Genomic DNA, 13,177 nt, shown 5'->3' with positions numbered 1-13,177 from the left:
AAACAAGATTGCGAGGCCGCGTGATTACGCGACGGGCCTCTGGTGAGAAGTTGCTATTTGAATACCCATACCGGTCCCTGAATGCGTAATTCATCCTCCACCGACCCGAGAATGCGCTTCCAGATCGGGCGTTGCCGTGTCGGATCCTCAATCAGATCAAAGTGATCGTCAATCCCGGCCAGGGCACGAAGCAGTTCCAGGGCCTCCTCCCGGCCGCCGAGCACGTCCACCAGGCCGTATTCCAGGGCTTGCAGCCCGGTCATGATCCGGCCGTCGGCCACCTTTTCCACATCTTCCAGCGTCAGGTCTCTTCCCGCGGAAATGGCCCGCACGAACTGGCCGTGCATGTCCATGACCACGGCCTCCAGGTAGGCGCGTTCATGCTCGGTAAGTTCCTCGAAGGGCGACCCGGTTGTTTTGAATTGCCCGCTGGCGATGGCATGGCGGCGAATGCCAAGTTTTTCCATCAGCCCTTGCAGATTGGTCAATTCCATTCTGACGCCGATGCTGCCGGTCAGCGTACCGGGATTGGCCACGATTTTGTCGCCGGCCACGGCTATATAATACCCTCCGGATGCGGCCACCGCGCCCATGGAAACGACCACGGGCTTTTTGTCCCGCAGTCGCTCCAAAGCGCCGTGAAGCTCCTGGGAGGGCCCCACCACGCCGCCGGGAGAATCGATCCGAACCAGAACAGCCTTGACTCCGGGATCTTCCCGAAGCCGCCGAATCCAGTTCAGGGTGTCCGTGGCATCGACAATCATGCCCTCGACATGGACCAGTCCGATTTTCGGCTTGCCGAAGGACAGAAAGGACTCGGGGTGCTTCTCGGCATAGGAACGCCAAACGGCCATGACCCCCGAAAAGAGGGCCACGGCCGTGAACATCAGCAATAATCCAAAGAGGAAAGGATGACGCTGACTGAATCGGGGCTTACTCTGTTCCATCCTCAATGTTCTGCCGAATCAAATCGCCCAGGTTGGTGCTGGCGGCCTGGGTGGTCGCCCCGGCGGCACCATGGAACTCGCGTCCTTTTTTCAGTTCATCTTCCTCAAGAGCCTTGATGGACAGCCCCAAGCGCCGCTCATCCGCGCTGACGTGGATGACCTTGGCTTGAATCACCTGGTTCTCCTGGAACAGTTCGCTGGGCTTCTTGATCTTCTTGCGGCTGACCTCAGAAACGTGAACCAGTCCTTCAATCCCCTCTTCAACCTCGATGAAGAGACCGAAGTCCGTGATGTTGGTCACCGTGCCGGAGACAGTGGAGCCGACCGGGTAGCGGGTGGGAACCAAAGACCAGGGATCGTCGCTGAGCTGCTTGATGCCCAGGGTGAACTTCTCGCTGTCCTTGTCCACAGTGAGCACCTTGGCCTGAACAATATCCCCCACCTTGAAGATCTCGCTGGGATGACGGACCTTTTTGGTCCAGGAAATGTCCGAAACGTGGATCAAACCGTCGATGCCGTCCTCGATGCCCACGAACATCCCGAACTCGGTGATGTTCTTGATGGTGCCCTCAAGCACTGTTCCATCAGGATACTTCTCGCCCACTACGTCCCATGGATTGGGCGCGACCTGCTTCATGCCAAGGGAAATGCGCTTCTTTTCCTGATCCACGCCCAGAACGATCACGTCCACGGCGTCGCCGACGCGGACCATCTGGGAGGGATGGCGCAATTTTCGAGTCCAGGACATTTCAGAGATATGCACCAAGCCCTCTACGCCGGGCTCCAATTCCACAAAGGCGCCGTAATCCACCAGGTTGGTAACCTTGCCCGTCAGACGAGTGTCTTCCGGAAATTTCGCGGCAATGTTCGTCCACGGATCCGCAACAAGCTGCTTCAAGCCGAGAGAAACCTTCTGATGTTCCTTGTCGAAGTTGAGGACCATCAGTTCCAGTTCGTCCCCGATCTGAACCATTTCCTTGGGATGGCGAATGCGTTTCCAGGCCATGTCCGTGATGTGCAGCAGGCCGTCAAGCCCGCCCAGATCGACAAAGACGCCGTAATCCGTAATATTTTTGACCTTGCCCTCAACCTTCTGACCTTCCTCGATGTTTTGCAGCAAGGTTTGACGCATGCTGTCACGCTCTTCTTCCAGAAGGACACGGCGGGAAACGATAACGTTGCTGCGGCGTCGATTCACCTTGAGAACTCGGAACTCGAACTCCTGCCCGACCAGGGCGTCCATATCCGGAACCGGCCGCAGATCCACATGGGACCCGGGAAGAAATGCTTCCACCCCGTCCACGTCCACGTGATAACCGCCCTTGATACGCTTGGTGATCTCGCCTGTGATGACTTCATTGGAATCCAGGATCGCTTCAAGCTTGTCGAAAAGCTGCATTCGCTTGGCTTTTTCCCTGGACAGCAGAATCGAGCCTTCGCCTTCGTTCTTCTTGATGACGTAGACGTCGATCTTGTCGCCCAGCTTCACGGTCACATTGCCTTCGTGATCCTTGAACTCCTGGGCGGGAATCTGGCCTTCGGACTTGAAGTTCACGTCAACAAGGACGTAATCTCCATCAATCTTGACCACTTCCCCCTGGACGATGCATCCTTCATCGACATCCCCGAAATCGTCGTTGAGATACTGCTCCAGCTCTGCCTCGAAGTCGAGTTCCATCTCCTCGGCGAATTGATCCTGCGTTTCTGTTGTGTTGTTCATTGTGTTCCCCCTGAACCTTGTCCTAACGACAAATATTTTGGAAAGTCCCTAGCAGATCGTTTGGACAATGACAACCATAAGCCATTTTTTCAAAAATGCGGAAAGCGGATGAGGCGGTTGAGGGGTCAGCGCAACGCTACGAGATCGTATGTCTTCGTCTCAACAATGGCGGCCCGAACCAGATCGCCGGGCTGGATGTCCACGCCGCTGACGTACGTCATGCCGTCCACCTCCGGAGCCTGAAACCAGACCCGGCCTTCAAAGAGTCCAGGCCACTCCGGACTTGGACGTTCCACGAACACGTCCATTTCCTGGTCCTGGCACTGCGCAAGAATATCGGCGCTGATGCCGGCCTGCAGTTCCATCAACCGGTCGCGGCGCTTGGCCTTGGTCTTCGTGCCCACCTGCCCGGGCAAGGATGCCGCCCTGGTTCCGGCCTCGGGACAGAATCCGAATACGCCCAGGTGATGAAAGCGCGTTTCCGTCACGAAATCGTAAAGTCGCTGAAAATGGTGGGGTCGTTCGCCGGGATAACCGACAATAACGCTGGTACGCAGAGCGGCATCCGGGAAATGCTCCCGTACGCGCTCCACGGTATGGCGAGGATCCTTGGCAAAGGGACGGCCCATGGCCCGCAGGATGTCCGGATGGGCATGCTGAACCGGGATGTCGAAATAGGGCAACAGCGGCGGTCCAAGTTCCGCCATGAACCGCAGCAGGCGTGGAGTCAATCCTGCCGGGTAGAGATACATCAACCGCAGCCAATGCAAGTCGGACAGCCTTGCCAGACGGCCGAGCAGGGTTTCCAGCCCATGGCGCAAGCCAAGATCGCGTCCGTAGGCGGTCAGGTCCTGGGCGACCAGAATCAGTTCCCGGACACCCTGGTCCAGAATCGTCTCGGCCTCCCGGACCACCGCGTCCAGGCCCATGCTCCGCCGTGGCCCCCGAATGGACGGAATCGTGCAGAAATGACAGCGATGATTGCACCCCTCGCCGATTTTCAAATAGGCAAAAACCGGCTTGGTGCTCAGGGCTCGCAGAGTGGGCAAGTCCTGAGCGGGCAGTTCGAAATCGGCCATGGGGCGAAGCCGGGCTCGCAGTTCACGCTCTTCTTCCACGGCCAGCCACAAATCGACCTCGGGAATGGCGGTACGCAGTTCGGATCCGTAGCGCGACACCAGGCAACCGGCCACCACGAGCAAAGGACGTGGAGACAACTCCTTGATTTGTTCCGCCGCCTCCAGGATGACCCTGGTGGATTCCTCCACGGCAGGGGCGATGAATCCGCAGGTGTTGATCAGGACGATCTTCGCCTGCCCGATGTCGTCGACCGGACGCATGGTCCCCAGATCACCCAGCATCCGTTCGGTGTCCACGCGGTTCTTCGGACAGCCAAGGCTGATGCAGTGGATTGTCTTTTCCGCTGAACCATGTCGGGTATTAGTTGCATTCTCTCGATGGAAAGGAGTGTTGTCGGTCATTATCCGGGAGTTTCGCTAATTCTGCGGTTGGATTGATTTTACTCGCACACAAGATGATGTCCGAGGAATCCGGTGAATGCAAGTACAACTTCAGAAAATGCATGACCGTGACTTGAACAGTCATGGCGAGCAAAGACAAAAATCTGAGATTTAGGTGGCATCAAAGGACTTGGGCAGTGAAACAATCAGGTGGGTTCCTTGTTCTTCGGAGCTTGTGAAACGAATATCCCCTTGATGGGTCCTGGCGATGAGCATGGCGCTGTAGGTGCCGATGCCGGTGCCGTGACTCTTGTCGCAGGTCACGTAGCGTTCGAAAAAATTATGCCGGATCTGTTCCGGGATGGCGCCGAAATTGTGGATGTCGATTTCATGATGCTGCTCCGTGGAGCTGACGGCAATGGTAATAACTGAACCATCGGGAGCGGCATCCACGGCGTTCTGGATCAGATTCGCGAACAACGATTCCAGCAGGATCGCCTCTCCGAAGATCTGTAGGGTATTCTCCCAGGTCAGGGAAGCGTGGTTTAGCAGATAAGTGAACCGCAAGCCTTTGGCTCGGGCGGAAGGTTGAAATTCTTCATGGAGAGAGCGCAGCAGCTTGATCAGGTCAAGGGGCTCGGGCTGCAGCCTGTACGTCTGCTCTTCCATCTTGAACAGGGCCATGGAATGACCGATCATGTGCAGCAGCTTCATGGCGCTCTGATAGATCGTGGCCACGATCTCCCGCTGTCGGTCCGTGAGATCGTCCCGGAGCATGACCTTGGCGAGGCCGCCAATACCTGTGAGCGGAGATTTCAGGTCATGTCGGATCATCCGTTCCACATCGACACGCATCATCTCCATGCGCTTGAGCTCCGTGATGTCCGTGAGCATGCCGTTCCAGAGGATTTGTCCATCCTTTCCGGTTGAAGCCAGGGCGCTGTTCCTGAACCATTTCTTGCCGCCGGCACTGTCCAGGGCAAATTCGAACTCAACCAGGCTGGCCGAAGGTTTGGCCGGGGACAAGGATGCGGCGAACTGCTTCCGGACATCCGGCCCGGCCATGGAGAAAAACGGTTCCGGGTCCTGGATTGCAATTTCCGGCGGCAGACCGAACAAACTTCGGAGTCCGTCGCTGATAAAGGTGAATTGTCCGTGGTTATGTGATCCGACGCGGTACTGGTAGACGACGCCGGGAATGTTCGCCGTCACCTCGGTGAGCAGTTTCTTGCTGGCGATAAGAGCCTGTTCGGCCATGGTCCGTTCGGTGATGTCCTGGATGGTCTCGATGGCTCCGACCACCCTGCCCCCTTCGTCGCGGCACCGGGCCGCCAGAAAATAGATGGATCTGGGCGAGCCCTGGATGGTCAGCCGGTCCGTGGCCTCGAAGGCTTCGGGAATGAAGGAACTGGGCTTCAGGTTCTTGTCCTTGTACAACTCTTGAATCGTATCACGGTCCATGTCCAGGACCAGATCCGCCAGCACGGGCCTGACAAGTCCCGAGTAGAATATCCGCGAGTCCGTGGGCTTGCCCAGGCATTGGGCCTTCGGGACTCCGGTCAGGATTTCACAGGCTTTATTCCAGAAGATGACCCGGTGGCTGGTGTCGATGACAAAGGTGGCGATGGGGTTCCCGTCAAGCAGCACGGCCAGTTGTTTGCGGCGCTGCCGGAGCAGATTCTTGGCCTGTCTGCGCCGGGTGATGTCCTGGAGAGTGACCAGAAAGGCTTCCTGCCCGTTCCACGCCGTTTTTTTGAGCGTGACCTCCACCGGAAAGAGGCTGCCGTCGGGGCGTTTGGCCACCCACTGAAAGTCAATGGGTTGGTCCGCGTCCAACCGGAGCCGGATTTCATCAAATTTTTCCAGGGGGCCTCGCGGACGGAACAATTCCTTGCGCAGATTCATGATCTTGAGCTGCTCTTTGGATGCCCGGAAGAGCTGCTCCGCTGCCTGATTCAGATCAATGGTCGCTTCGTTCGGACTGATGATGAAGATGGCCTCGGGCGCATCATCGAATAGAGCCCGTAGATTGGCCTCGGAACCGCGCAGAGCCTCGATGACGAGCCGGTCTTCCCGGTTGCCGGAGACAAGAAGGGCAATCTCGGCATTGGCTGCATCCAGTGCAGCCTGCAAGCGGGTGACTTCATCCTGTGGACCGGGCATGACTTGATCAGGTGATATTTATGGGCTCATCACGTGTAAGAGGTTGTTGCGAAGCAGCAGCAAACGCACCGTGTCGACCATCTGGCTGAAAAAACCTGCTTCATCTGCTTCGGTAAGGGCAAGCAGATCCTGCTCCGCGAGCACTTCTTCTCCCAGGGCCACTTGCAGCGTGCCCACCTTTTGGCCGCGGAGCACCGGCCCGAAAACCGGATCGATCAGGGACAGGGAGATGCGACGATCCAGAACGTCGATCTGCCCTTTGGGGATGGTGATGAAAATATCGTCTTGGATGCCGTATGATAATTCGGACTGGCGGGCTTTCCAGAGTTTGACCGAACCGAGGGGTTCATTCCGGGCATAGAGCCTGTGGGTTTCATATCGGTTGAATCCGTACTCCAGCAACTGCTGATTAAGTCGGGTCCGGGCAGCCACCGAATCGCAGCCGAGAACAACGGCGATCAGACGCATCTCACCGCGCTGGGCAGATGTTGCCTGGCAATATCCCGCGGCTCGCGTGTAGCCCGTCTTGATCCCGTCCACGGAAGGATCGCGATGGAGCAGACGGTTGCGGTTGGTCTGCTTGATGTTGTTGTGTTCGAATTCGCGAACGGAATGCAGACTGTACAAGTAGGGGTGTTCGTGCATCAGGGCCAGGGAAAGCCTGGCCAGATCCCGGGCCGTGGTGTGGACGCCCGGTGCGGGCAGGCCTGTGGCATTGGCGAAATTGGTGCTGGTCATGCCCAGATCCAGGGCGGCCTGGTTCATCATTTTGACGAACTCGCCCTCGCTGCCCGCAATGTGTTCAGCCAGGGCCACGCTGGCGTCATTGCCGGACTGGACGATGATCCCGTGCAGCAGCGCGGCCACGGACACCTCGGAATTCAGGTCGAGAAACATGCGTGAGCCGGTCATCCTCCAGGCGTTGCGGCCCACCCGGACCATGTCCGACATGAAGAGCCGGCCCGCGTTCAATTCGCGACCGGCGACGTAGACGGTCATCATTTTGGTCAGGCTGGCCGGTTCACGCAGTGCATCAATGTTGTGGCTCACCAGCAGGCGGCCGCTGTGGGCGTCCATGAGCAGATAGGCCTCGGCGCCGCCGCTGGGAAATGGGACTGCCGATTCCTGGTGCATCGCGGCCTGGGCCCATGCCATGGCTCCAGGCAGGGTGAAAAGCAATGCTCCCCAGATCGCGAAAAAGAGTGCGGCTATCCGTAATTGCACCGTCCAACGTTCATGTCGAAGCATGTTCATATTCCTGTCGCTTGGTTTCCAGTTCATCCCAGCGTCGATACAATCGCGCCACCTCCTCCTCGGCCTGACGCAGCTGAGCGGCCAAGGTCGTCAGCTTTTCCGCGTTGCTGGCAATTTCAGGGTCTTCAAGACCTTTCCGTACCCTCAGCTCGTCCTCTTCCGCCTTAAAAATCATCTCCTCCATGGCTTCCAGCTCACGCTGTTCGCCGTAGGACAACTTGTTCTTCCGTGGTTTGGGCTTGGCGGACTTCGCAGCGGACTTGCCGTCCGTCTTGCGGTCCGGATTGCGGGCAGCCAGCCACTGGGCATGGTCGGCGTAATATTGGGCCTCTCCCGAACCGTCCAGGGCCAGAAGCCGGTCGCAGAGCGTATCCAGCAGATAGCGATCATGGGTGATCAGGACGATGGCGCCGGGAAAATCCCGCAGCCCCTCTTCCAGTACCTCAAGGGTCGGGATGTCGATGTCGTTGGTGGGTTCGTCCAGCAGCAGCACGTCCGCGGGCGTGCGCATCAGGCGGGCGATGAGCACCCTGGCCCGCTCTCCGCCGGACAGCATGGACACTGGCAGACCGATTTGATCAGGGCGAAACAGAAAACGCTTGGCCCAGGTCACGACGTGCAAGGCCCGGTCCTGGAAGACCACAGTGTCCCCGGTGGGCGCCAGGGCCTGACGGAGCGTGTCCTCCGGGTTGAGCTGTTCGCGCTTTTGATCGAAGAAGACGACCTTCAAATCATCAGCCCGGCGCAGAGTGCCCTCGTCCGGCTGCAGCGTCCCCTGCAGCACGTGCATCAGACTGCTCTTGCCCGCGCCGTTGTGACCCATGATGCCCAGGCGGGAGCCCGGAGACAGCAGCAAGTCCAGGTCGGAGAAGAGCTTCCTGCCGCCCAGGGCCAGGCCGAGGCCGCGCCCTTCCAGCAGACGCTTGGTCTTGCGCCCTGTCGCGTCGAAGCTGATGCCCACGGACTGTTTCAGGGCATTGCGTGCCTTGACATCCGCCAGTTCGCTCTGGAGCTGACCGGCCCCGTCAATCCTGGCCTGGGCCTTGGTGGTCCTGGCCTTGGGACCGCGCCGCAACCATTCGATCTCCCGGCGGACCTTGTTGGACAGCACCTGTTCCCGGACTTCCTGGGCCGTGAAGCTGGCCTCGCGTTTGTCCAAAAACGTGCTGTAGTTTCCCTCGACCCGGAGATACCCCTCCGGGTAAACCCGGTTCAGTTCCACGATCCGGTTGGTGACGTTCTCCAGAAACACCCGGTCGTGGCTGACCAGGACAAAGGCGAACGTAACGCCGGAGAGAAGCTTTTCCAGCCACAGAATGCCTTCAAGGTCCAAGTGGTTGGTTGGTTCGTCCAGAAGCAGCAGGTCCGGCTCCTGAACCAGGGCGCAGGCCAGGGCCAAGCGTTTGCGCCAGCCGCCGGAAAGGGTCCCTGCCGTGGCCGCGATATCCGCAAATTCCAGCTGACTGGCCATTTTCTGGACCCGCTGGAAGCGATCGGCGCCGGGAACATCTTCCGGCAACGCAGCCAGGAGGATTTTTTCGACGGTCAGGGCCGGATCGAAGCGTTCCTCCTGGGGCAGGTAGACGATGCGGACGTTTTTACGTTGGTGCACCTCTCCCTGATCAGGATCCTCGATCCCGGCGATGATCTTCAACAAGGTGGACTTTCCGGAGCCGTTGGGCCCGATCAGGCCCATACGCTCACCCTCGGAAAAACCGAGGGAAATGTTCGTAAACAGGGGTTGCGCGGTAAAGGCTTTGCTCAAACCCGTAATGGATGCAAGAATTGTCGCGGACATGGCGCGAATGCTACACGACATTGCCGCGCACCGGAAGAGTCGGAAGGACGGCGGCGCAGTTGAACACCGCGTGAAATCCACTCGCGCAACAGCTTAAATTGAAAAAAAGCTGGCAACTATTCAGCATTGCCAGTGCATGCTCCTTATCCGAATCGTAATCGTAATCGTAATCGAAAAACAGATAAAACTATTGCGATACCTATTTCTATTTCTATTTCGATTTCGATTTCGATTTCGATTACGATTTCGATTACGATTCGGACACTATGCCAAGTTGAATCAATAATATCTGTCCGAGACGGCCCAGGGGTTGAGCAACTCCGCCAGGCTTGACAAAGAGCAAGCGCGCTATTAGGAATAATTATCGTTCTTTATATCGACAGGAGCACCGATGCCGAATTCACGTTTACGTTTGACTCCCCAGCGCAGAATAATTCTTGAAGAATTGCGCAATACACGTTGCCATCCCACGGCAGACGAAGTTTACGATCTGGTCCGAAAACGTCTGCCCCATGTCAGCCTGGGAACCATTTATCGCAACCTCGACTTTCTCCATACCCAGGGCTTGATTCTCAAGCTGGACAAGGTGGGAACGCAGATGCGTTTTGATGCGTTTGTCGATCCACATCTGCACATCAGTTGCCTTAAATGCGGCAAGGTCGCGGACCTGCCTCAGAATGCCGCCACGGTAACTCTGCGGACCGAGGGCCTGACCGATTCGGAAGCCGGGTTCGAGGTAACGGGTCATTGGCTGGAGTTGTACGGCGTGTGCGCTGATTGCGGAAACAAAGTAGTTGTGGATAAGTGAAACCCCATTTTGGAAATCCAAACTTCAATTGAAACAGGAGGACATTTCATGAGCGCACTGAAGGGAACACAAACGGAAAAGAACCTGCTGATCGCATTTGCCGGAGAATCACAGGCTCGCAACAAGTACACCTATTTCTCCAAGCAGGCCAAGAAAGAAGGGTACGAACAGATCTCATATATTTTTGAAGAGACGGCGAATCAGGAAAAAGAACACGCCAAGCGGCTGTTCAAGTTCATGGAAGGCGGCGATGTGGAAATTACGGCCTCCTATCCGGCCGGCGTCATCGGTTCCACATATGACAACCTGCTGGCTGCCGCGGAAGGCGAACATTACGAGCAGACCGAAATGTACCCGGATTTCGCAAAAATTGCCCGAGAAGAGGGTTTTCCTGAGATCGCATCGGCAATGAAGGCCATTGCCGTCGCGGAGCGTCAGCATGAAAAACAATATAGAGAGTTGGCAGCCAACGTAAAGGCCAACAAGGTCTTTGCCAAGGACGCCACTGTCACCTGGCGCTGCCGCAATTGCGGTTACGTCGGCGATGGAGCCGGCGCGCCCCAGAAGTGTCCCGCATGCGACCATCCCCAGGCCCACTTCGAAATTCTGAAGGAAAACTGGTAAACCGTCCGCTGAGATTCATGGCGAAGCTGAACCGGGGGCGCAGAAGCCTCCGGTTCATGTTGTACGTTTTGTCAGCTTCGGACAGGTTGTTCTGAAAGTTCTTGATGTCATTCAGCACTTTTAATTGCATGACAGATCCTGTCTTATGATCAGGATCTGCGGAAACCGCCAAAATTGCACAAGATTTTCTTACCGTAACTTATTGACGTTATTGATTACGGTGGCTAAAGTCCAAAACATTCTCATCCAATCAAAGCCCACGAGGAGTTCTTATGGCGCAACAGCATGACGTGTACAAATGTGATCTGTGTGGCAACATTATCGATGTTCTGCATGGCGGCGGAGGCGAACTGGTCTGTTGCGGAGAACCGATGAAACTGATGACCGAGAATACCGTGGATGCCGCCAAGGAGAAACATGTTCCGGTGGTCGAAAAGACCGCCAATGGCTACAAGGTCACCGTGGGCAGCGTCCCCCATCCAATGGAGCAGAAACATTATATTGAATGGATTGAAATCATTGCCGATGGCAAGTCCTATCGGCAATTCCTTTCTCCCGGCCAGACGCCCAGCGTGGAATTCTGCATCCAGGCGGAAAACGTCACCGCCAGGGAATACTGTAATCTGCACGGACTTTGGAAGGCCTAATCAATCCTGCGACCATCCACGATGGTCGTTCTCCAGCAACTGCACATCGGAGGAGATGCCATGGCGAATCCCGAAGAAATGTGGCAATGCCAGACAACGAATTGCGGATATGTTTACGATCCTGACCGCGGCGACAAGCGCAAGAAAATTCCGCCCGGCACAGCGTTTAAGGATCTGCCCGAAGATTGGAAATGTCCTGTCTGCGGCGCCGGAGTCAAGGCGTTTCGACCACTTGCCGGTCCTGGCTCCACTGCTGACCAGACCTGAAATCCACCAAATGAGTTTTCCATCAATGAACCAAACTCAACAAGGAGGCGGCAATGCGTTATGTTTGCAGTATATGCGGGTATGTTTACGATCCGGCCGAAGGCGATCCGGATAGCGGCATCGAGGCCGGAACGAGCTTTGAGGATCTTCCCGCGGACTGGGTCTGCCCGGTCTGTGGAGCGTCCAAAACGGATTTCGAGCCAGAAAGCTAATCACTTCATCAGCATCATAAGCCCTCTCCAGTAGTTGTCGGCAGAGGGCTTTTTTGTCGGGAGACCACCATGTTGCCTGTAGAAATCAAAAAAGACATTTTCTGGGTCGGTTCCGTAGATTGGAATCTTCGCGATTTTCACGGTTATTCCCTGGCCCGGCACGGAACCACTTATAATGCCTACCTGGTGAAAGACGAGAAAATCGCCCTCTTTGATCTCGTTCCTGCCAGTTGTCTGGACGAATTTTTAAACTGTCTGAAAATGACGATAGATCCGGAACGGATCGACTACTTGTTCGTCAATCATGTCGAACCCGATCACTCCGGCGCACTGCCCCGGATAATGGACATCATCAAGCCGGAAAAGGTCTTTTGCTCGCCCATTGCCCGGCAGGCTCTGGTCAGTCACTACCACCGCGAAGATTGGCCCTATGAAGTGGTCAGCACCGGGCAGACCATCAACCTGGGCAAGCGTAATGTGACTTTTTTGGAGACCAAAATGCTCCATTGGCCGGACAGCATGTTTTCCTATATCCCGGAAGACAAACTGCTCATCTCCAGCGATGCCTTCGGCCAAAACTGGGCCACGAGTGAACGCTTCGACGACGAAGTGGACCAGAGCATGCTCTTCAGTCTCGCGGCCAATTATTTTGCGAACATCATCCTGCCGTTTTCGCCCCTGGTCCAGAAAGTATTGGCCAAGGTCGGTGAAGTCGGCTGGGACATCGACATGATCGCCCCGGATCACGGCCTGATCTGGCGCCGCCACATTCCAGAGATTCTCGCCAAATACGGCGAGTGGAGCGCCCAGAAGCCCCAGCGCAAGGCCGTCATTTTCTACGACACCATGTGGAAAAGCACGGAACGCATGTCCCAGGCCATCACGGAAGGCCTGCTCAAGGAGGGGGTCAGTGTTCGCGTTCTGCCGCTGAAAAGCGCCCATCACAGCGACGTGATGCCGCATATCATGGAAGCCCAGGCCGTGATCGCCGGCTCATCCACCCATAACAACGGCATGATGCCGCTGGTCGCGGACATGCTCACCTACATGAAGGGTCTCAAGCCTCAGGGTAAAATCGGAGCGGCTTTCGGCTCCTACGGCTGGAGCGGCGAAGCTCCCAAGCAAATTTCCGAATTCCTGCAGGCTGCAAAGGTGGAGATCGTGGCTGAGCCGCTGCGCATCAAGAATGTCCCCACCGAGCAGGATCTGGCCGCATGTCGTGAGTTTGGACTGAAGATCGGCCGGGAAGTGATTCAACGAGTTGACGTATAATCCAG

Annotated in this window: 12 protein-coding genes; 6 read left to right on the top strand and 6 right to left on the bottom strand. The window is 56.7% G+C overall.

Annotated features, from left to right (window positions below):
* Positions 1-53: 53 nt before the first annotated feature.
* From sppA to BLP93_RS07270, 6 genes are all read right to left on the bottom strand, one after another.
* Positions 54-947, bottom strand: a complete 894-nt coding sequence (sppA, locus tag BLP93_RS07295) for a signal peptide peptidase SppA (protein ID WP_092119317.1) — start codon at positions 945-947, stop codon at positions 54-56.
* The gene (locus BLP93_RS07290; RefSeq protein ID WP_092119314.1) at positions 934-2,667 is read right to left on the bottom strand and encodes a 30S ribosomal protein S1; all 1,734 of its coding nucleotides are present in this window, start codon (positions 2,665-2,667) and stop codon (positions 934-936) included. Before BLP93_RS07290 ends, sppA begins: the two co-directional genes overlap by 14 nt.
* A gap of 125 nt (positions 2,668-2,792) precedes the next feature.
* Complete coding sequence (gene rimO, locus BLP93_RS07285) at positions 2,793-4,148, bottom strand: 30S ribosomal protein S12 methylthiotransferase RimO (RefSeq protein WP_092119310.1); 1,356 nt, start codon at positions 4,146-4,148, stop codon at positions 2,793-2,795.
* A gap of 150 nt (positions 4,149-4,298) precedes the next feature.
* Positions 4,299-6,290, bottom strand: a complete 1,992-nt coding sequence (locus BLP93_RS07280) for a sensor histidine kinase (protein WP_092119307.1) — start codon at positions 6,288-6,290, stop codon at positions 4,299-4,301.
* 18 nt (positions 6,291-6,308) lie between these two features.
* A complete protein-coding gene (locus tag BLP93_RS07275; protein ID WP_161946226.1) occupies positions 6,309-7,538 on the bottom strand; it encodes a D-alanyl-D-alanine carboxypeptidase family protein in 1,230 nt (409 codons plus the stop codon).
* Positions 7,525-9,363 (bottom strand): ABC-F family ATP-binding cassette domain-containing protein, encoded by a 1,839-nt coding sequence (locus BLP93_RS07270; protein ID WP_244148675.1) that lies wholly within the window; start codon positions 9,361-9,363, stop codon positions 7,525-7,527. The genes BLP93_RS07275 and BLP93_RS07270 overlap by 14 nt, the downstream gene beginning before the upstream one ends.
* Positions 9,364-9,733: 370 nt before the next feature.
* Here BLP93_RS07270 and BLP93_RS07265 point away from each other — a divergent pair, with 370 nt between their 5' ends.
* From BLP93_RS07265 to BLP93_RS07240, 6 genes are all read left to right on the top strand, one after another.
* Entirely contained in the window at positions 9,734-10,150 is a 417-nt protein-coding gene (locus BLP93_RS07265) for a Fur family transcriptional regulator (protein WP_092119298.1), read from the top strand.
* Between the two features lie 48 nt (positions 10,151-10,198).
* Complete coding sequence (gene rbr / locus BLP93_RS07260; RefSeq protein WP_092119295.1) at positions 10,199-10,774, top strand: rubrerythrin; 576 nt, start codon at positions 10,199-10,201, stop codon at positions 10,772-10,774.
* A gap of 272 nt (positions 10,775-11,046) precedes the next feature.
* The gene (locus BLP93_RS07255; protein ID WP_092119292.1) at positions 11,047-11,421 is read left to right on the top strand and encodes a desulfoferrodoxin; all 375 of its coding nucleotides are present in this window, start codon (positions 11,047-11,049) and stop codon (positions 11,419-11,421) included.
* Positions 11,422-11,481: 60 nt separating this feature from the next.
* Positions 11,482-11,688 (top strand): rubredoxin, encoded by a 207-nt coding sequence (locus tag BLP93_RS07250; RefSeq protein WP_092119497.1) that lies wholly within the window; start codon positions 11,482-11,484, stop codon positions 11,686-11,688.
* Positions 11,689-11,741: 53 nt separating this feature from the next.
* The gene (gene rd, locus BLP93_RS07245; RefSeq protein WP_092119289.1) at positions 11,742-11,900 is read left to right on the top strand and encodes a rubredoxin; all 159 of its coding nucleotides are present in this window, start codon (positions 11,742-11,744) and stop codon (positions 11,898-11,900) included.
* A gap of 69 nt (positions 11,901-11,969) precedes the next feature.
* Positions 11,970-13,172, top strand: coding sequence for an FprA family A-type flavoprotein (locus BLP93_RS07240; protein WP_092119286.1), 1,203 nt, complete (start codon positions 11,970-11,972; stop codon positions 13,170-13,172).
* The last annotated feature ends 5 nt before the right edge of the window (positions 13,173-13,177 follow it).

It is taken from the genome of Desulfonatronum thiosulfatophilum (assembly GCF_900104215.1).
Lineage (GTDB): Bacteria > Desulfobacterota > Desulfovibrionia > Desulfovibrionales > Desulfonatronaceae > Desulfonatronum > Desulfonatronum thiosulfatophilum.
This window is presented reverse-complemented; position numbering and strand designations above follow the sequence as displayed.

What these genes read in the sequence shown, in the direction of transcription:
- sppA (WP_092119317.1), bottom strand. Translation starts at nt 947, where the DNA reads ATGGAACAGAGTAAGCCCCGATTCAGTCAGCGTCATCCTTTCCTCTTT.
- BLP93_RS07290 (WP_092119314.1), bottom strand. Translation starts at nt 2,667, where the DNA reads ATGAACAACACAACAGAAACGCAGGATCAATTCGCCGAGGAGATGGAA.
- rimO (WP_092119310.1), bottom strand. Translation starts at nt 4,148, where the DNA reads ATGACCGACAACACTCCTTTCCATCGAGAGAATGCAACTAATACCCGA.
- BLP93_RS07280 (WP_092119307.1), bottom strand. Translation starts at nt 6,290, where the DNA reads ATGCCCGGTCCACAGGATGAAGTCACCCGCTTGCAGGCTGCACTGGAT.
- BLP93_RS07275 (WP_161946226.1), bottom strand. Translation starts at nt 7,538, where the DNA reads ATGCTTCGACATGAACGTTGGACGGTGCAATTACGGATAGCCGCACTC.
- BLP93_RS07270 (WP_244148675.1), bottom strand. Translation starts at nt 9,363, where the DNA reads ATGTCGTGTAGCATTCGCGCCATGTCCGCGACAATTCTTGCATCCATT.
- BLP93_RS07265 (WP_092119298.1), top strand. Translation starts at nt 9,734, where the DNA reads ATGCCGAATTCACGTTTACGTTTGACTCCCCAGCGCAGAATAATTCTT.
- rbr (WP_092119295.1), top strand. Translation starts at nt 10,199, where the DNA reads ATGAGCGCACTGAAGGGAACACAAACGGAAAAGAACCTGCTGATCGCA.
- BLP93_RS07255 (WP_092119292.1), top strand. Translation starts at nt 11,047, where the DNA reads ATGGCGCAACAGCATGACGTGTACAAATGTGATCTGTGTGGCAACATT.
- BLP93_RS07250 (WP_092119497.1), top strand. Translation starts at nt 11,482, where the DNA reads ATGGCGAATCCCGAAGAAATGTGGCAATGCCAGACAACGAATTGCGGA.
- rd (WP_092119289.1), top strand. Translation starts at nt 11,742, where the DNA reads ATGCGTTATGTTTGCAGTATATGCGGGTATGTTTACGATCCGGCCGAA.
- BLP93_RS07240 (WP_092119286.1), top strand. Translation starts at nt 11,970, where the DNA reads ATGTTGCCTGTAGAAATCAAAAAAGACATTTTCTGGGTCGGTTCCGTA.